Source organism: Streptomyces cupreus (genome assembly GCF_014257025.1).
Lineage (GTDB): Bacteria > Actinomycetota > Actinomycetes > Streptomycetales > Streptomycetaceae > Streptomyces > Streptomyces cupreus.
Genome location: NZ_JACMSF010000002.1, coordinates 83,286 through 100,786 on the forward strand (window position 1 = coordinate 83,286; position 17,501 = coordinate 100,786).

At 72.2% G+C, this 17,501-nt stretch carries 16 protein-coding genes; 4 read left to right on the forward strand and 12 right to left on the reverse strand.

Translation table 11 applies throughout. The annotated features are described in order from the left end of the window. Both H4N64_RS02185 and H4N64_RS02190 read right to left on the reverse strand, forming a co-directional pair. Window positions 1-1,032 carry a DMT family protein gene (locus H4N64_RS02185; RefSeq protein WP_186280340.1) on the reverse strand — a complete coding sequence of 344 codons (1,032 nt, stop codon included), beginning with the start codon at window positions 1,030-1,032 and terminating at the stop codon, window positions 1-3. Continuing rightward, window positions 1,029-1,877, reverse strand: coding sequence for a phosphatase PAP2 family protein (locus H4N64_RS02190; protein ID WP_186280341.1), 849 nt, complete (start codon window positions 1,875-1,877; stop codon window positions 1,029-1,031). The genes H4N64_RS02185 and H4N64_RS02190 overlap by 4 nt, the downstream gene beginning before the upstream one ends. 216 nt (window positions 1,878-2,093) lie before the next feature. Here H4N64_RS02190 and H4N64_RS02195 point away from each other — a divergent pair, with 216 nt between their 5' ends. Beyond that, the gene (locus H4N64_RS02195) at window positions 2,094-2,708 is read left to right on the forward strand and encodes a TetR/AcrR family transcriptional regulator (protein WP_186280342.1); all 615 of its coding nucleotides are present in this window, start codon (window positions 2,094-2,096) and stop codon (window positions 2,706-2,708) included. Window positions 2,709-2,853: 145 nt separating this feature from the next. Here H4N64_RS02195 and H4N64_RS02200 read toward each other — a convergent pair whose 3' ends face one another. Then, on the reverse strand, window positions 2,854-3,864 hold the full coding sequence (locus H4N64_RS02200) for a DUF2510 domain-containing protein (RefSeq protein ID WP_186280343.1): 1,011 nt from the start codon (window positions 3,862-3,864) through the stop codon (window positions 2,854-2,856). Window positions 3,865-4,059: 195 nt separating this feature from the next. Here H4N64_RS02200 and H4N64_RS02205 point away from each other — a divergent pair, with 195 nt between their 5' ends. Next, a complete protein-coding gene (locus H4N64_RS02205; protein ID WP_186280344.1) occupies window positions 4,060-6,735 on the forward strand; it encodes an ATP-binding protein in 2,676 nt (891 codons plus the stop codon). 33 nt (window positions 6,736-6,768) lie between these two features. On the opposite strand, the gene pcaDC is transcribed toward H4N64_RS02205, so the two are convergent. The 7 genes from pcaDC to H4N64_RS02240 are packed head-to-tail and all read right to left on the reverse strand — an operon-like array spanning window position 6,769 to window position 13,237. Further along, on the reverse strand, window positions 6,769-7,887 hold the full coding sequence (gene pcaDC, locus H4N64_RS02210) for a bifunctional 3-oxoadipate enol-lactonase/4-carboxymuconolactone decarboxylase PcaDC (RefSeq protein ID WP_186280345.1): 1,119 nt from the start codon (window positions 7,885-7,887) through the stop codon (window positions 6,769-6,771). Beyond that, on the reverse strand, window positions 7,884-9,197 hold the full coding sequence (pcaB, locus tag H4N64_RS02215; RefSeq protein ID WP_186280346.1) for a 3-carboxy-cis,cis-muconate cycloisomerase: 1,314 nt from the start codon (window positions 9,195-9,197) through the stop codon (window positions 7,884-7,886). The genes pcaDC and pcaB overlap by 4 nt, the downstream gene beginning before the upstream one ends. Then, window positions 9,194-9,799: a protocatechuate 3,4-dioxygenase subunit alpha gene (gene pcaG, locus H4N64_RS02220; RefSeq protein ID WP_186280347.1), complete on the reverse strand. Its 606-nt coding sequence runs from the start codon at window positions 9,797-9,799 to the stop codon at window positions 9,194-9,196. The genes pcaB and pcaG overlap by 4 nt, the downstream gene beginning before the upstream one ends. Before the next feature lie 6 nt (window positions 9,800-9,805). Next, window positions 9,806-10,579, reverse strand: a complete 774-nt coding sequence (pcaH, locus tag H4N64_RS02225; protein ID WP_186280348.1) for a protocatechuate 3,4-dioxygenase subunit beta — start codon at window positions 10,577-10,579, stop codon at window positions 9,806-9,808. 19 nt (window positions 10,580-10,598) lie between these two features. After that, on the reverse strand, window positions 10,599-11,840 hold the full coding sequence (locus H4N64_RS02230; protein WP_186280349.1) for an acetyl-CoA C-acyltransferase: 1,242 nt from the start codon (window positions 11,838-11,840) through the stop codon (window positions 10,599-10,601). After that, window positions 11,837-12,481, reverse strand: coding sequence for a CoA transferase subunit B (locus H4N64_RS02235; protein ID WP_186280350.1), 645 nt, complete (start codon window positions 12,479-12,481; stop codon window positions 11,837-11,839). Before H4N64_RS02235 ends, H4N64_RS02230 begins: the two co-directional genes overlap by 4 nt. Window positions 12,482-12,484: 3 nt before the next feature. Next, on the reverse strand, window positions 12,485-13,237 hold the full coding sequence (locus H4N64_RS02240) for a CoA transferase subunit A (protein WP_186280351.1): 753 nt from the start codon (window positions 13,235-13,237) through the stop codon (window positions 12,485-12,487). Window positions 13,238-13,436: 199 nt separating this feature from the next. Here H4N64_RS02240 and H4N64_RS02245 point away from each other — a divergent pair, with 199 nt between their 5' ends. Next, window positions 13,437-13,901: a MarR family winged helix-turn-helix transcriptional regulator gene (locus tag H4N64_RS02245; protein ID WP_186280352.1), complete on the forward strand. Its 465-nt coding sequence runs from the start codon at window positions 13,437-13,439 to the stop codon at window positions 13,899-13,901. A gap of 16 nt (window positions 13,902-13,917) precedes the next feature. On the opposite strand, the gene H4N64_RS02250 is transcribed toward H4N64_RS02245, so the two are convergent. Continuing rightward, window positions 13,918-14,904, reverse strand: a complete 987-nt coding sequence (locus tag H4N64_RS02250) for a DUF3048 domain-containing protein (RefSeq protein ID WP_186280353.1) — start codon at window positions 14,902-14,904, stop codon at window positions 13,918-13,920. Window positions 14,905-15,077: 173 nt separating this feature from the next. Between H4N64_RS02250 and H4N64_RS02255 the strand changes: the two genes are divergently transcribed. Next, complete coding sequence (locus H4N64_RS02255) at window positions 15,078-16,268, forward strand: alcohol dehydrogenase catalytic domain-containing protein (RefSeq protein WP_186280354.1); 1,191 nt, start codon at window positions 15,078-15,080, stop codon at window positions 16,266-16,268. On the opposite strand, the gene H4N64_RS02260 is transcribed toward H4N64_RS02255, so the two are convergent. Further along, window positions 16,269-17,333: an ATP-dependent DNA ligase gene (locus H4N64_RS02260; RefSeq protein WP_186280355.1), complete on the reverse strand. Its 1,065-nt coding sequence runs from the start codon at window positions 17,331-17,333 to the stop codon at window positions 16,269-16,271. It lies immediately after the preceding gene. Window positions 17,334-17,501 lie beyond the last annotated feature (168 nt).

Sequence of the window (17,501 nt, forward strand, 5' to 3'; positions counted from 1 at the left end):
TCACAGCGGCGTGAGGTGCCCCGGCGACGGCTGCCGGGGCACCAACGCCGGCTCCGCCGTCGCCGTCCCCGGCTCCAGGGCCAGAACGGCGGCCACGGGGTGGTCGTGATCGGTGGCGGGCGTCGTCCTGGTCAGCAGATGGTCGGTGGCCGGTGTCGTCCGGGGCAGCGGGTTGTCGGCGGCGGGCGTCGCCCGGGTCGGCTGGTCGTCGGTGCCGGGCACCGCCCGGGTCAGCAGCACCACGCCCCGGCCCGCGATCCCCGCGCCCGCCAGCGCCAGCAGGGCTCCGGCCGCGCCGCCCTGGAGCCGTTCGCCCAGTAGCGCGAGCCCGATCAGCGCGGCGGCCACCGGGTTGGCCAGGGTGACCAGTGCGAGCGGGGCGTCCAGACCGTCCCGGTAGGCCGACTGCGACAGCAGCAGTCCGCCCGCCGCGAAGGCCGCGACGACCAGAGCCACCCCGATCACCTGCATGCTCAGCAGCGACCCCGAGCGGTCCGTCGCGGCCACCGTCACGGTCTGGGTGAGCGCCGAGGCCACTCCGGAGGCGACCCCGGACGCGGTCGCGTGCCTGAGGCCCCGCCGCTTGCCCGGCCGCCCCAGCGCGGCGATCAGCACCGACGTGACCCCGGCGACCGCCACCGCCTCGGACACGCTCAGCACGTCGTCGGGGGCGTGCCCGGACGCCGTGACGAGGATCGCCGCGAGGCCGAGGAGGGTGAGGGCGGTGCCCCGCCACTCGACGGCGCTGACCCGGCGCCCCGCGACCCGCGCGCCCAGGGGCACGGCCGCGACCAGCGTGAGCGCGCCGAGCGGCTGGACCAAGGTGAGCGGCCCGTACTTCAGGGCCACGACGTGCAGCAGCGCACCGGTGGCGTTCAGCCCGACGGTCGACCACCAGGCCCCCGAGCCCAGCAGCCGCAGGACACCGCTCCCGGGGGCCCGGGAGGCGAGGCGCTCCTGGGCGACGGCGGCGGCCGCGTAGGCGACGGCCGAGAACAGGGACAGCACTACCGCGAGCAGTGTGGCGTTCATCGGCCCGCTCCCACGAGAGTCGGTTCGTCGACGGGTACTTCGGCCGGTACGAGGTGTTCGGTGCCGCGTCCCGCGGTCATCCGGGTGCGGTGCGGCGAGCGAAGCGAGACGGGGGTCCCCCCGGACGGAGTCCGGGGGCGGATCACGGCGAGCGCGAGACCGAGCAGGGCCGCGGCCACGATCGCGTCGAGCCAGTAGTGGTTGGCCGTCCCCACGATCACCAGCAGGGTCAGCGCCGGATGCAGCAGCCACAGCCGGCGCCGGCGCGACCGGGTGGCGACGATCAGCCCGATGGCCACCATCAGGGCCCAGCCGAAGTGCAGCGAGGGCATCGCGGCGAACTGGTTCGACAGATGGTCGCTGGAGGGCGGGCCGTACACCGAGGGGCCGTACAGCCGGGCGGTGTCGATCAGCCCGGTCGCTTCGAGCATGCGCGGCGGGGCCAGCGGGAAGAGCAGATGGCCGACCAGGGCGACAGCGGTGACGGTGGCCAGTACCCGGCGGGCCCAGACGTAGTGCGCGGGGCGGCGCAGATAGAGCCAGACCAGGAAGGCCGCGGTGGCCGGGAAGTGGACGGTCGCGTAGTAGGTGTTCGCGACATGGACCAGGGTGTCGCCGTGCAGCAGCAGCGACTGCACCGAGCCCTCGCCGGGCAGATGGACCGCTCGCTCCAGGTCCCATACGCGGTGCGCGTTGCGGAAGGCCTCACCGGTGTGGCCCGTGGCCAGCTGCCGGCCGAACTTGTAGACGAGGAAGAGCCCTGCGACGAGCAGGAGCTCACGGACGAGCGGCGGACGCGCTATCGCGTCCGACTCGGCTTCTGCAGGCTCGGTGCGGGCATCCATACCCCGGCCCTTTCGCTGACGGTGGTGCGTGGGTGGTGCGGACGGCGGCCCGCAGGGCTGGTGACTCCGCGGGCGCGCCGAACTCATCGATACGGGTAAGTACCGAAACGGCACTGTACCGATACGTCAGTGTACCGATACGGTCGGGTACCGGTACACTGGCGTACCGATAGACATGCGCCACACTGGAAAGCACCCGAGCGAGGAGAAGAGCCGATGACGTCGCAGGCCGCGGACGGACCGGAGACGGTCAACGCCTCGCGCCGCTCCAAGATCACGCCCGAGCGTGAGAAGGAGTTCTTCGACGCCGTCCTCGAACAGATCCGCGAGTGCGGTTACGACGCCGTCACCATGGAGGGCATCGCCACGAGCACGCGGTGCAGCAAGTCCACGCTCTACCGGCAGTGGAAGACCAAGCCCCAGTTCGTCGCGGCGGCCCTGCGCTCCAGCCGCTGCCCGCGCTTCGCCGGCATCGACACCGGCACGCTCGCGGGCGACCTGCGCGCGGCCGGGCGGGCGGCCGGCGACTCCTACGGCGACACCACCATCCTGCTCCAGGCCTTCGGGCACGCGGTCACCCAGGACCCCGAGCTCCAGCAGGCGCTGCGCGAGGCGCTCGTCGAACCCGAACTCGCCGCGCTCCAGGCCATCCTCCGGCGCGGGGTCGAGCGCGGTGAGATCGCCGCCGATCATCCCGCGCTGCCGTATGTCGCCGCGCAGATCTTCGGAGTGCTGCGCGCCCGGCCGGTCCTGGAGGGCGAGTTCGCCGACCCCGACTATCTGCTCCGCTTCGTGGAGGCCGCCGTGTTGCCCGCACTGGGACTGAAATAGGACTCAGGCCGCCGTCCACGGGATGACTGGACGGTGACCTGTTCGCGCCGACCCGTGGGGACGGGGGCGGCGCGCACCCCCCGGCCGGGTGGGGTCCCTCTTGAGCGGAGAGGTGCCCCACCCGGCCGTCTGTTGTGCGGGGGCCTCAGACGTCCTGGCCGTTGCCGCCGCCGGACGCCACCTCGATGCCCTCCGTGATCTCGTCGATCACGGACTGCTTCTCACCGACGTCGACGCCGAAGCGGACCACCACGATCTGCCCGGAGTCCGCGGGGGAGGGGAAGGCGAGCGACTCGACGTAGCCGTCGGCGCCCTTGCTGGTGACCGCCTTCCAGCGCACCAGGTAGCCCTTCTGCCCGGCCACGGTCACCGCCTTGGAGGCCAGCACCTCGTGCGAGGTGATCTCGCCGTACCCCTCGCCGTAGGACTGCTGGGCGTTCTCCTCGATGTCCGCTTTCGCCACCTCCTCGGCGGTGGTGCCCGTGGTGCCGAGCAGGCGCGCGGGGGCCGAGTAGGCGCCGCCCTTGGTGCAGTTCTGGGAGGTGTCGCCGGGGCACTTGTACGACTCCTCGGAGGTCACCGCGGCGCCCGCGCTGATCTCCTGGCCGTACCAGCCGTCCGGCACCGGCAGGCTGATGCCGCTGATCGCGTCGGTCACCGAGCCGCTCTCGATCCGGGGCGCCTCGGACCCCTCCGGCGACGGGGACGGGGACGGCGACTGCCCACCGGAACCGCCCGAGCCGCCGGAGTCGCCGAACGGACCGTCCTGCCCGCCGGGGCCGCCCGGCCCGCCCTGATTGCCTGGCCCCTGCTGGGAGTTGCTGGTGCCGCCGTCCGAATCCCCGCCGTCGGCCAGCGCGTACACGCCCACACCGATGCTCGCGAGGACCGCGGCGGCCACCGCCACGGCTATGCCCGTCCGCAGTCCGCGCCGTTGACCGCCGGGCGGCGGGGCGGGATGAACCGGATAGGCCGGGGGATAGGCCGGCTGTGCCCCGGCAGCCGGCGACGGCGCCGGCGGACCCCATGCGGCGGCCGATCCCACGGGGCGCGTCCGGTCCGTCCACGCCCTGCCGTCCCACCAGCGCTCGGTGGCGGGACCGTCACTTGTCTGCCCCGGGTCGGGATACCACCCGGGAGGAGTCACCTGCGTCATGACCCCACCGTATGAGGCAACGGTGAAAGCCGGATGAGAGGGACCCGGACCGCCGCGCCGAGCCCCTCGTGTCATCTTCCCGAACGGTCCGTCACCCGTGACGGCAACAGCTGTCCGGACCGCACTCCGAGTGGACGGTCGGAGGACTACGCTCAAGACTCGTACGTCGTTCGGGCGACTTGGGGAGGTAGCGGGATGACGGAGGTACGGCCCACGGCGGCCGCCTCGGCTTCCCTGTGGGAGCGCGACGCCGAAGTCGCCGCCGTCGTACGGGCGGTGGACACCCTGAGCGCCGACCGCTCCTCCTCGGGCAGCCTGTTGGTGATCCGGGGCGAGGCGGGCCTCGGCAAGACCGCCCTGCTGGCCGAGACCCGGCGCATCGCCGAGGCCCGCGGCTGCCAGGTCTGGTCGGCCCGCGGTGGCGAGACGCTGAGGTCCGTCCCCTTCAATGTCGTACGGCAGTTGCTCCAGCCCGCGCTGGTGTCGCTGCTGCCGGAGGAGGCCCGCGAGTACCTCGGTGACTGGTACGACATCGCCGGCCCCGCCCTCGGGATAGCGGATCCCGGCGAGCGACGCGCCGACCCGCAGGGCGTGTGCGACGGTCTGGTCGCCGCCGTACGGCGGCTCGCGCGACGCGAATGGCCGCTGGTGCTGCTCATCGACGACGCGCACTGGGCCGACCAGGAGACCCTGCGCTGGCTCGCCGCCTTCGCCGAGCGCCTCGACGATCTGTCCGTGCTGGTCGTGGTGGCCCGCAGGCCCGGGGAGGACGTCCGGGGCGAGAGCGCCCGGCACCTCGACGCGGTGGCCGCCGCCGCGAGCCGTCCCGTCACCACCCTGAGCGCGCTGACCCCGGACGCCACCGCGGGCCTGACCCGCGCCACCGTCGGCGGACACGCCGACGCCGCGTTCTGCCGCGAGGTCTGGGCCGTCACCGCCGGAAACCCCTACGAGACCGTCGAACTCCTCGCCAAGGTCCAGGACAGCGAGATGGATCCGGTCGAGTCCTCCGCCGCCGAACTGCGCGCCCTGAACCGCTCGGCCCGCGGCGGCGGACTCGTCGCCCGCCTGGAGGGACTCGGCATCGAGGCCACCCGGTTCGCCTGGGCTGCCGCCATCCTCGGCGCCGGCATCACCGTCGACCAGGTCGCCGAACTCGCCACCATGGGCCACGACGACGCGGTCCGCTGCGCCGAACTCCTGCGCAGCGCCCGCATCCTCACCACCCCCGGCCCGGTGGAGGAGGGCGACCTGGAGTTCGTCCACCCGCTGATCGCCACCGCCGTCTACAACTCCATCCCGCCCGCCCTGTGCACCGCCATGCACGGCATCGCCGCCCGCGTGGTCACCGACTCGGGGCGCGGAGCGGCGGCCGCCTCCCGCCATCTGCTGGAGGTCCACCCGGACGACGACGCCGAACTCGTCGGGCAGTTGCGCGAAGCCGCCGCCGAACACCTCGCCGTCGGCGCCCCGGACGCGGCCCGCCGCTGTCTGGAGCGCGCCCTGCGCGAACCGCCCCGGCCAGAGGTCCATCCGCACGTCCTGTACGAACTCGGCTGCGCCGCACTGCTGACCGCACCCGCCACCACCATCAGCCATCTCCGCAGCGCGCTCGCCATGCCCGGACTCGACGGCCCCGCGCGCGTGGACGCCGTCTACCGGCTCTCCCAGGCCCTCCTCCACAACGACCAGATGGAGGAGGCCGTCCGCACGGTCCAGGCGGAGGCCGCCCGGCACGAATCCGGCCCCGCCAAGCTCCGGTTGCAGGCCGTGCAGTACATGTGGGAGGGCATCCACGCGGGCGAGGCCTCCTCGCCCGAGCGGTCCGAGCGGCTCGCCGAACTCGCCCGCACCTGCACCGGCCGGGACAACTCCGAACGCGCGGTGCTCATTCTGCGCGGCTTCGACGCCATGGCCCACGGCGAGAACGCCGAGGAGGTCGCCGAGCTGTGCGACCGCGCCCTGGTCAACGGCCGCCTCGCGCCCGGGCTCGGCTGGACCGACCCGGAGTGGGGCATCGAGCTGCTGATGATGCTGGCCAGCGCGTACGCCTTCGCCGACCGGCTCGACCGCGCCGAGGCCCTTTACACCGAAGCCCTGCGCGCGTACGAGTCGGCCGGCTGGAGCGGCGGACATCTCGCCCTGGCCCATGCCTACCTCGGCATCGGACACCGCAGGCGGGGCCGCCTGCGCGAGGCGGAGAAGTCCCTGCGCCAATCGCTGCGGCTAGCCGAGCGCGTGGGCCGCAGACTGCCGCTGTACTGGTCCGCCACCTGCAACCTCGTCGACACCCTGCTCGCCCGCGGCCATGTCGAGGAGGCCTGGGAGGTCGCCGAGCAGTACGGCTTCGCACCGCCCTATCCGAGCACCATCGTGCTGCCCGACCCGCGCTCGGTGCGCGGCCGGCTGCTGCTCGCCGTCGGCCGGACCAAGGACGGCATCAACGAACTGGAGCAGGCCGAGAAGGCGGCGACCGCACGCGGCCACCACAACCCCATCATGGTGCCCTGGGCCGTCGACCTCGCCCGGGCCCTCGCCACCGAGGACCCGGCCCGGGCCGCCCGACTGGCCGCCGACGTCCGCCGGCACGCCGAACGCTTCGGCACCGACACGGCCATCGGCGAGGCCCTGCGCTGCGCCGCCGCCCTGGAGACCGGCCAGCGCGCGGTGCGGCTCGCCGCACAGGCGGTCACTTTCCTGGAGGCCTCACCCTGCCAGTACGAACACGCGGCCTCCCGCATCGAGTACGGCATCGCGGCCCGCTCCACCGCCGAACTGAACCGTGGCCTGACGCTGGCCCGGCTGTGCGGCGCCGACGGTCTGGCGGCGAAGGCGGAGGAGATGCTGGCGACGGGAACCGGGCTCAACTAGCCGGGGCCCGCCACCGCTCGGCTCGCGGCAGGGTCATCCCTCTTCCTCCGCGAGAACCCGCTGAGCCGTCGCGAACGCCGAGTTCGCCGCCGGCACCCCGCAGTACACGGCCGTCTGGAGCAGCACCGCGCCGATCTCCTGCGGGGTCAGGCCGTTGCGCCGCGCCGCCCGAACGTGCATCGCCAGCTCGTCGTAGTGGCCGTGGGCGACCAGCGCGGTCAGGGTGATCATGCTGCGCTCGCGGCGGCTGAGCGTCGGGTCGGTCCAGATCTCGCCCCAGGCGTAGCGGGAGATGAAGTCCTGGAAGCGGGCGGTGAAGGGGGTCTGGCGCTCCTGGGCCCGGTCCACGTGCGCGTCGCCGAGCACCTCCCGGCGCACCTCCATACCGCGCGGGGCGCCGCCGTCGAGGTGGGCACGCAGGGCGGTGAGGACGGCCTCCGGGCACTGCGCGGGCGCCAGATGGGAGGCGCCGGGGAGTTCGACCAGCGCGGCGCCGGGCACCGCGTCGGCGATCTCCCGCAGATGGACCGGCGGGGTCGCGGGATCCTCCCGGCCCGCGATCAGCAGCGTGGGCGCGGAGATCTCCGCGAGCCGGTCGCGCAGGTCGAACGCGGCCAGCGCGTCACAGCAGGCCGCGTACGCCTCCGGGTCGGCGTCACGATGGTCCTGGACGAGCCGCGGCACGGTGAACCCGGGCGTGAACCAACGCGAGTCGGCCGTCCCGGCCAGCTCGGCGAGGCCCTTCGCGCGCACCAGCGCGGCCCGCTCCTCCCACGGCTTCGCCCCGTTGAAGTGGGCCGAGGAACAGATCACGGCGAGCGACGAGACCCGCTCGGGATGGTGCACGGCCAGATGCAGCCCCACGGCACCACCGAGCGACACCCCGGCGTACGCGAACCGCTCGATGCCGAGCGAGTCGGCCAGCCGCAGCACCAGTTCGGCGAGGTCGCCGACGGTGGCGCCGGGCCCGATCAGCTCCGCCGCCGAGCCACCGTGCCCGGGCAGATCCCAGCGGACCACGCGATGCCCGATGGACAGCTCGGGCGCGACCGCGTCCCACAGGGCGTACGAGGTGCCCAGCGACGGCCCGAGCAGCAGCGGGGGAGCGGAAGCGGGGCCCTCGGTACGGTGGTTGAGGAGAAGGTCGGTCAACGTCGCTCCAGAGCACGGTCGGTGAGGGCAGCGGCGCTGCCGGTGTAGCGGGCGGGGTCGGTGAGCTCGTCGAGGTCGACGTCCCTCAACTCGGGCTCTTTGGCGAGGAATTCGGGCAAGGTCCGGCCCTCGGTGTGGGTCCGCTCGGCCAGCTCCGTCAGTAGGGCCTTGGCGCGGGCGCGGCCCAGCACCGGGGCCAGTTCGGCGGACAGCCGCTCCGAGACGATCAACCCGCGGGTGACGCCGAGGTGTTCGCGCATGGCGTCCGCGTGGACCCGTAGTCCCTGGGTGAGTTCGGCCGCGTCCCGGGCGGCGCCTCCGGCCAGTCGGAGCAGCTCACGAAGGGGCTCCCACTCGGCATGCCAGGCACCGGCCGGACGCTCGTCCTCGGCGGCCAGCGACCCGTACAGCGTGGCCGCGAGCTGCGGGGCCCGCCGGGCCGCGGCCGCGATCAGCGTGGACCGTACGGGATTCGCCTTGTGCGGCATCGCCGACGAACCGCCGCCACTGCCCTCCGCGAGCTCCGCGATCTCGGTACGGGACAGCGTCAGCACATCCGCCGCGATCTTCCCCAGCGCCCCGGCCGTGAACGCGAGACACCCGGCCAGATCGGCGACCGGGGTGCGCAGGGTGTGCCAGGGCAGCGTCGGCGCCGCGAGCCCGGTCTCCCGGGCATAGGCCGCGACCAGCGCGGTCGCGTCCTCGACGCCGTACGCCGTGAAGGCCGCCAAGGTCCCGGCCGCGCCACCGAGTTGGACGGGCAGCGACTCCCGTACGGCGATGACCCGGTCCCGCGCGTCCAGCACCAGCGAACGCCAGCCCGCCGCCTTCAGCCCGAACGTCGTCGGTACGGCGTGCTGGGTGAGGGTGCGCCCGGGCATGGGCGTGTCCCGGTGCTCGGCGGCAAGACGGGCCAGCGCCGATTCGGTGCGGGCCAGATCGGCGAGGAGCGGGTCCAGGGCGCGGTGGGCGACCAGCATCGTCGCGGTGTCCATGATGTCCTGGCTGGTCGCGCCCCGGTGGACGTACGGGCCGTACTCCTTGCCCACCGCCTTCGTCAGATCGGCGACGAGCGGGATGACCGGGTTGCCGCCGGCGCGGGCGCGCAGCGCGATCGACGGTACGTCGAAACGCCCGGCGTCGGCCGCCTCCGTCACCGCCTCGCCCGCCCCGGCCGGGCCCTGGGCGCGGGTCAGCGCGGCCTCGGCGTCGAGCAGGGCCTGGAGAAAGGCGGTGTCAGTCGTCGCGGACGCTGCGGCGCAGTCCGCCCACCCGGGGCCGAGCAGACTGTCGACTTCGGCAGAACTCACTGGAACTCCAGGAAGACCGTTTCGCCTTCGCCCTGAAGGCGGATGTCGAAACGGTAGGTGCCGTGGGGCTCCTCAGCGGCGATCAGCGTGGCGCGTCGCTCCGGATCCACCCGGGCCAGCAGCGGATCAGCGGCGAGCGCCGCCTCGTCGCCCGGCAGATAGATCCGCGTGTACAGATGCACGAGCAGCCCGCGCGCGAACAGACACACGCTGAGGTACGGCGCACTCCGACCGCGCGCCCCCGGCCGCAGCGTCCGTGCGCTCCAGTGGCCGCCTGCGTCGGTCTGGACGCGCCCCCAGCCGGTGAACTCCACGCCGTTACGGCCCAGGAAGCCGCCGCTCGCGGGGTCCCGCCGCATGGAACCGTCGACCTGAGGCACACTGCCGTCCGGGTCCGGCCCCCACAGCTCCAGGAACGCGTCCGGCAGCGGATTGCCCTCGCCGTCGTACACGTATCCCTGAAGGGCGATCGTGTCCGGGTGGCCGACCGGGGCGATGTCGCCGCCGCCGGGGAAGGGCAGGGCATGGCCGTAGAACGGGCCGACCGTGTGCGACGGGGTCGGCAGGACGGTCTCCGGGCGACTGGTGTCGATCTTCGTCATGGCTGGTCAGCGCCCTTCTTCGATCCAGGTGGCGTTCGGCCCGTCGAGCACGATGTCCCAGTGGTAGCCCATGGAGAACTCCGGCACCGACAGGCTGTGGTCGTAGGTCGCGATCAGCCGCTGGCGGGCCGCGTCGTCGGTGACGGACTGGATGATCGGGTCGTACGGGAACAGCGGGTCGCTGGGGAAGTACATCTGCGTCACCAGCCGCTGGGTGAACGCCGTACCGAAGATCGAGAAGTGGATGTGCGCCGGCCGCCAGGCGTTGAGGTGCTGGCGCCAGGGGTACGGGCCCGGCTGGATGGTGGTGAAGGTGTAGCAGCCGCTGTCGTCGGTCAGCGTGCGCCCGACGCCGGTGAAGTTCGGGTCCAGCGGGGCGTCGTGCTGCTCGCGCTGATGGGCGTAGCGGCCCGCCGAGTTGGCCTGCCAGATCTCGACGAGCTGGCCGCGGATCGGGCGTCCGTCCCGGTCGAGCAGCCGCCCGGAGACCGTGATGCGCTCGCCGATCGGCTCGCCGTTGTGCTGCCGGGTCAGGTCGTTGTCGATCTCGGTGATGTCCCGCTCCCCGAAGGCGGGGGAGGACAGCTCCACCAGCTCCGGGTCCTTGCTCACGTCGATCGCGACGGGCGGCTGCTTGGGGTGGCGCAGGACGGAGGAGCGGTACGGGGCGTAGTCGCGGCGCGGGTGATGCTCGACCGGTGCGCCGTCGGCGAGCCGCTTCTCGTAGGCGGCGTGCTCGGCCGCGATCTCCTGGTCGATGTCGTGCTGAGTGAGAGTCATGGGGTTTCCTCGGGGATTCCTAGCGTTCGAGGACGAGGGCGAGGCCCTGGCCGACGCCGATGCAGAGGGTGGCGACCCCGACTCCGGAGCCCTTGCGGGCGAGTTGGTGGGCGACGGTGCCGGCGAGGCGGGCGCCGGAGGCGCCGAGCGGGTGGCCGAGGGCGATGGCCCCGCCCTGGGGGTTGAGGATCGCCGGGTCGAACTCCGGCCATTCGGCGACGCAGCCCAGCACCTGGGCGGCGAAGGCCTCGTTGAGTTCGAGGACGTCCAGGTCGGCGAAGGTCCTGCCCGCCTTGGTGAGGGCGCGGTTGACGGCTTCGACGGGGGCGAGGCCGAAGTAGTGCGGGTCGAGGGCGTTGACGCCGGTGGCGGAGATACGGGCGAGGGGCTCGCGGCCGGTGGCCTTCAGGCCCGCCTCGTCGACCAGAAGGAGAGCTGCGGCTCCGTCGTTGAGGGGCGAGGCGTTGCCCGCGGTGACGGTTCCTCCCCCGGCCTCCGGCCGGGGGGATCCCCGTCTCGCTTCGCTCGCCTTGCGGAAGGACGGCTTCAGCTTGGCCATCGCCTCCAGCGACGCATCCGGCCGTACGCATTCGTCGGCCCCGAAGACGACCGGGTCGCCCTTGCGCTGCGGGATGCCGACCGGTGCCAGCTCGGCGTCGAAGAGGCCTGCCTGCTGGGCCCTGGCTGCCTTGTGGTGGCTGGCGAGGGCGTACTCGTCCTGCTGCTCACGGCTGATCTTGTGCTTGTCGGCGATCAGTTCGGCGGACTCGCCCAGCGGGATGGTCCACTGCGGTTCCATCCTCGGGTTGACCATGCGCCAGCCGAGGGTGGTCGAGTAGAGCTCGGTGTGGGCGGCCGGGAACGGCTTGTCGTTCTTGGGCAGCACATACGGCGCCCGGGTCATGGATTCCACGCCGCCCGCTACGGCGATGGAGGCGTCCCCTGCCGCGATGGCGCGGGCGGCCTGGATGACCGCTTCCAGGCCGGAGGCGCACAGCCGGTTGACGGTGACGCCCGGTACGGAGGTGGGCAGGCCGGCGAGAAGTGCCGCCATCCTGCCCACGTTGCGGTTCTCCTCGCCGGCGCCGTTGGCGTTGCCGAAGTAGACGTCCTCGATGCGGGCCGGGTCCAACCGCGGGGTGCGGGCGATCAGTTCACGGATGGCGTGGGCGGCGAGGTCGTCCGGGCGGACCGCGGCGAGGCCGCCGTTGTAGCGGCCGATCGGGGTGCGGACCGCGTCGACGATGTAAACCGCGTTCACAGCAGATCCTCCGCAATAGTCAGTTTCGCGTCGGTCTTCGCGTTGATCTCGTCCACGCTCACCCCGGGCGCCGTCTCCACGAGCAGCAGACCCTCGTCGGTCACGTCGATCACGCCGAGATCGGTGATGACTCGGTTCACGCACGCCTTGCCCGTGAGCGGCAGCGCGCACTCGGTGAGGATCTTCGGGGAGCCGTCCTTGGCGGTGTGGGTCATCACCACGATCACGGTCCGGGCACCGTGGACCAGATCCATGGCCCCGCCGATCCCGGTGATCATCTTGCCCGGGATGGCCCAGTTCGCGAGGTCACCCTTCTCGGAGACCTGCATCGCGCCCAGCACGGCGACATCGATGTGCCCACCCCGGATCATCGAGAAGGACAGCGCCGAGTCGAAGAAGGAAGCGCCGGGCAGGACGGTGACGGTCTCCTTGCCCGCGTTGATCAGATCCGGGTCGACGGCATCCTCCGTGGGATACGGACCGGTGCCCAGGATCCCGTTCTCCGACTCCAGGACCACCTCCACACCCGCCGGAAGGTAGTTGGGAATCAGCGTCGGCAGCCCGATGCCGAGATTGACGTACTGACCGTCCCGCAGCTCATGTGCGGCTCGCGCGGCCATCTCTTCCCGTGTCCAGGCCATGGGTCAGCTCACCGTCCGCTTCTCGATCTTCTTGTCGCCCGCCTGCTCCGGGGTGAGGGCGACCACCCGCTTCACGAAGATCCCCGGCAGATGCACCGCGTCCGGATCGATCTCACCGGGCTCGACGAGCTCCTCCACCTCGGCGATCGTGACCCGCCCGGCCATCGCGGCCAGCGGATTGAAGTTCCGGGAGGACTTGTTGAAGACCAGGTTTCCGTGCCGGTCCCCCTTCGCCGCCCGCACCAGTGCGAAGTCGGTACGGATCCCGTGCTCCAGCACGTACTCGGTGCCGTCGAACTCGCGGACCTCCTTCGGCGGCGAGACGAGAGAGACACCTCCCTGTCCGTCGTAGCGCCACGGCAGCCCGCCCTCGGCGACCTGTGTACCCACTCCGGCCGGGGTGTAGAAGGCGGGGATCCCGGCGCCGCCGGCGCGCAGCCGCTCGGCGAGCGTGCCCTGCGGGATCATCTCCACCTCCAGTTCCCCCGCCAGGTACTGCCGGGCGAACTCCTTGTTCGCCCCTATGTAGGACCCGGTGACCCGCGCGATCCGCCCGGCCGCGAGCAGCACCGCCAGCCCCGACTCCATCGCCCCGCAGTTGTTCGAGACCACCGACAACCCGCCGGTGCCCTGCTCGTACAGGGCCTGGATGAGCACATTGGGCACACCGCTCAGCCCGAAACCACCCACCGCCAGCGATGCGCCGTCGGGCACATCTGCCACCGCCTCGACGGCCGTGGCGACCACCTTGTCCATCCGTGAAGCCCCATCTCGTCCGAGCGCCCGGTTCAGGAATTAGTCAGGGCACTGAGTATTTCAGCGAGGTGCCCTTCACGCTGCCACTGGCGGGGCGAAGCGTCAAGACCTTGGGAAAACGGCAGGTCGCTGGTGCAGACGGTGCCCGCCGCTCCAGGTATCGTTCAGTGCACCAACGAATTCGACGAGGGGAGCGCACATGGCCGCGGTGGATCTGACCACCCACCCCGGGCACCTGGCCCGGCGGTTGCAGCAGGCGCACTACCTGCTGTGGAACACGATGGTCTCGGAGGAGATCACCTCACCCCAGTTCGCCGTTCTGAACGCGCTCGTCGCCGAGCCCGGGCTCGACCAGCGGACGGTGGGGGAGCGGGTGGGGCTCGACCGGTCCACCATCGCGGAGGTCATCAGCCGGCTCGGCCGCCGTGGACTGCTGGACAAGGTCCGCGACCCGGCGGACGGCCGCCGCTTCCTGCTGCGCCTGACGGACGACGGGGTGCGCACCCACCGCAAGCTCACCGTGCGCACGGCCCGGATGAACCAGGTCTTCCTCGCCCCACTCTCCGCCGCGGAACAGACCGTCTTCTTCGACCTCATCCGGCGTGTCGCGGACGCGGCCGAGGGGCTCCGCAATCCCGCGGAACCCCTCGTCTCACAAGGCTGACCGAGCCGTCCGGACCTCAGACCGCCTTCGCGTACACCACCCACACCTGGCCCTTCGCGAAGTTCACCGGGCTGCCGTGCTCGGTCGTGAACTCGGTGCCGTCCGTGGGCGTGGCGCGCTTCCAGCCGACGTCGTAGGCCCGTCCGTCGCGCAGCACCTTCGCCTTCCCCGAGCCCACCGTCTCGGTGTACGGCGTGTAGTTGCCGTTGGAGTCGTGGTAGTCGGACTTGCGGATCTTGACGTACTGCACGACGACCGTCGCGGGGGCCAGTCGCTTGCCGTCCGTCTGCACGGTCGGTGCGCCGTCCTGCGAGACCAGCCAGCGCCCCCGGCTCTCGGACCAGGAGAAGGTGAAGCTCGCGGCCGGGTAGCGGACGGTCTCCGAGGTGTCCGCCGTACCGCCGGAGGGTGCGGCGCCGTAGCGGAAGCCGGTGGTGGTGAGCGCGCCGGGGCCGGGCGCCGAGGACAGCAGTCGGGCGGGGCGCAGGTAGAGGTTGTGCGGGGCGGGCTTGTCGGTGCCGCGGTAGTAGGCGCCGGAGGTCTCGCCCGGCGGCTGCGCGTTGAGCGGGGCCTTGTCGATCAGCGGGAGCAGCTTGCGCTGGGCCCCGGAGAAGGCGAGCGTCGGCTCGTCGAACTGGCGCAGCAGTTCCAGGTCGGACTCGCGTGCGCTGCGCACCGGGCCGACGGCCTTGGGCAGCTTCGTCGCGTACACCGCCATCAGCCGGCTCAGCCCGCCCTCGACCTGTTCGACGTAGACGATGTCCGCGGCAGCGATGCCGGTCTGGGGCCTGGCCCGGCGAATGTTGTCGATCTTCACGGCGAGGACCGAGTCTGTTGCTGTGGGGGTCTGTTCGGGGCTCTGATCCTGTTCCCGGGTCGGTGGGCGTCCGTCGTCGCGCCCCTCGCCCGGCGTGGTGCAACCCGCTGCCAGGGAGATCGTCATCGCCGTGGCCAGCAGTGCCGCGGTCGTCGCGACGCGTCTGGTACGCGCCCTGCGTCCCATGCCCACCGGCGCCACCCCGTTCTCTTGTCATGATTGTGCGCTTGTAAGTTCATTACTGGCCATACCCGCTCGAATCTCATTACCCGCGTGAAATACACCGATCGGCGCACCCACGGTTCACGCCTGCGGCCCCGGGTACCCGGGGCGCGGATCTGATGGAGGGAGCCGGTGGCGTGAAGGCTGTGACGTGGCAGGGCAAGCGGGACGTCCGAGTGGAGAACGTGCCCGATCCGACGATCCAGGAGCCCACGGACGCGGTCGTCCGCATCACCTCCAGCGGGTTGTGCGGCTCCGACCTGCATCTGTACGAGGTACTCACCCCGTTCATGACGCCGGGCGACATCCTCGGACACGAACCGATGGGCATCGTCGAGGAGGTCGGCGCGGGCGTGATGGACCTGCGGGCGGGCGACCGGGTCGTGGTGCCGTTCCAGATCGCCTGCGGCGACTGCTGGATGTGCCTGAACGGACTGCCCACCCAGTGCGAGACCACCCAGGTCACCGGCGAGGGCATGGGCGCCGCCCTCTTCGGCTACACCCGGCTGTACGGCGCGGTGCCGGGCGGTCAGGCCGAGTATCTGCGCGTCCCGCAGGCGCAGTACGGCCCGATCAAGGTGCCCGAGGGCCCGCCCGACGACCGTTTCGTCTACCTCTCCGACGTGCTGCCCACCGCCTGGCAGGCGGTGTCGTACGCCGGAGTCCCCGAGGGCGGCAGCATCGCGGTGCTCGGACTCGGGCCGATCGGCGACATGGCCTGCCGCATCGCCCAGGTGCGCGGCGCCGGGAGCGTGTTCGGCGTGGACCTGGTCACCGAGCGGCTGCGCCGGGCGCGGGACCGGGGCGTGGAGACCTTCGACCTCAGGGACTTCGACAGCGAGAAGGACCTCATCACGGCCATCCGCGACCGCACCGACGGCCGCGGACCCGACGCCGTGATCGACGCGGTCGGCACCGAGGCCCACGGCAGCGCCGCCGCCCGCCTCGCCCAGCAGGCCACCGGCCTGCTCCCGAGGGCACTGGGCGGGAAGCTCGCGGAACGGTTCAGCGTCGACCGGCTCGCCGCCCTGCACACCGCCATCGAACTGGTCCGCCGCGGCGGCACCCTCTCCCTCGTCGGCGTCTACGGCGGCACCGCCGACCCGCTGCCGCTGCTCACCCTGTTCGACAAGCAGCTCCAGATCCGCATGGGCCAGGCCAACGTCCGCCGCTGGGCCGACGAGATCATGCCGTACCTGACGGACGAAGACCCGCTCGGTGTCGACGACTTCGCCACCCACCACGTGCCGCTCACCGACGCGCCGCACGCCTACGAGATGTTCCAGCGCAAGCAGGACGGCGCGGTCAAGGTGCTGATGCGGCCCTGATCAGCCGCCGAGGATCTCGTCCAGGTCGTACCGGACCGGCTCCTGAAGCTGGGCGTACGTACAGCTCTCCGGGGTCCGGTCCGGGCGCCAGCGGCGGAACCGGGCCGTGTGCCGGAAGCGCGCCCCGTTCTCCATGTGGTCGTATGCCACCTCGCACACCCGCTCCGGTCTGAGCGGCACCCAGGACAGGTCCTTCTTGCCGGACCAGCGGCTCGGCGCCCCCGGCAGCCGGGCCGACTCGTGCGCCGCCTCCTCGGCCCAGGCCGCCCAGGGATGCCCGGTGACCTCGTCCATGCGCAGCGGCTCCAGCTCCTCGACCAGCTCGGCGCGCACCTTCATGGAGAAGGCGGCGGACACCCCGACATGCTGGAGGGCGCCCTGGTCGTCGTAGAGCCCGAGCAGCAGCGAGCCGACGACGGGGCCGCTCTTGTGCAGCCGGTACCCGGCCACGACCACATCGGCCGTCCGCTCATGCTTGATCTTGAACATGGCCCGCTCGTCCTGGAGATACCGAGAGGCGAGCGGCTTGGCGATCACCCCGTCGAGACCGGCCCCCTCGTACTGCTCGAACCACTGCTCGGCCACCTCGACGTCGGTCGTCGCCGGCGCCACATGCACCGGCGGCGTCGCCTCGGCCAGCGCCCTGGTCAGCAGCTCCCGGCGGTCGGTCAGCGGCACGTCCAGCAGCGACTCGTCCGCCAGCGCCAGCAGATCGAAGGCGACGAAGGAGGCCGGGGTCCGCTCGGCGAGCGTCCGCACCCGGGAGGCCGCCGGATGGATCCGCTCGGTGAGCGCGTCGAAGTCCAGCCGCCCCTCCCGCGCGATCACGATCTCCCCATCCAGCACGCACCGCTCGGGCAGCGACTCCTTGAGCGCCTCCACCAGCTCGGGAAAGTACCTGGTCAACGGCTTGGTGGTACGGCTGCCCAGCTCGACCTCGTCCCCGTCCCGGAACACGATCGCCCGGAAGCCGTCCCACTTCGCCTCGTACTGCATGCCCGGCGGGATCTTCGCCACCGACTTGGCGAGCATCGGCTTCACGGGCGGCATCACCGGGAGGTCCATGGCTCGACTCTAGGTACGGTTCGTGATGTCCGCCCCTCGGCCGCGGCGCGTCGCTACCGCGCTCGCCGCGCCCGGACCTCCTTGCAGAACTCGCGCCCGATCACGACGCCCGCTCCGGCGACGGCGAGGACGATGGCCAGTCCGATGAGTCCCGGGAAGATCATGCCG

Coding starts and splice junctions, on each gene's coding strand:
- H4N64_RS02245 (WP_186280352.1), top strand. CDS start 13,437: ATGGCCGCGGTGGATCTGACCACCCACCCCGGGCACCTGGCCCGGCGG.
- pcaH (WP_186280348.1), bottom strand. CDS start 10,579: ATGACTCTCACTCAGCACGACATCGACCAGGAGATCGCGGCCGAGCAC.
- H4N64_RS02195 (WP_186280342.1), top strand. CDS start 2,094: ATGACGTCGCAGGCCGCGGACGGACCGGAGACGGTCAACGCCTCGCGC.
- H4N64_RS02185 (WP_186280340.1), bottom strand. CDS start 1,032: ATGAACGCCACACTGCTCGCGGTAGTGCTGTCCCTGTTCTCGGCCGTC.
- H4N64_RS02190 (WP_186280341.1), bottom strand. CDS start 1,877: ATGGATGCCCGCACCGAGCCTGCAGAAGCCGAGTCGGACGCGATAGCG.
- pcaG (WP_186280347.1), bottom strand. CDS start 9,799: ATGACGAAGATCGACACCAGTCGCCCGGAGACCGTCCTGCCGACCCCG.
- H4N64_RS02260 (WP_186280355.1), bottom strand. CDS start 17,333: ATGGACCTCCCGGTGATGCCGCCCGTGAAGCCGATGCTCGCCAAGTCG.
- H4N64_RS02205 (WP_186280344.1), top strand. CDS start 4,060: ATGACGGAGGTACGGCCCACGGCGGCCGCCTCGGCTTCCCTGTGGGAG.
- H4N64_RS02235 (WP_186280350.1), bottom strand. CDS start 12,481: ATGGCCTGGACACGGGAAGAGATGGCCGCGCGAGCCGCACATGAGCTG.
- H4N64_RS02240 (WP_186280351.1), bottom strand. CDS start 13,237: ATGGACAAGGTGGTCGCCACGGCCGTCGAGGCGGTGGCAGATGTGCCC.
- H4N64_RS02250 (WP_186280353.1), bottom strand. CDS start 14,904: ATGGGACGCAGGGCGCGTACCAGACGCGTCGCGACGACCGCGGCACTG.
- H4N64_RS02200 (WP_186280343.1), bottom strand. CDS start 3,864: ATGACGCAGGTGACTCCTCCCGGGTGGTATCCCGACCCGGGGCAGACA.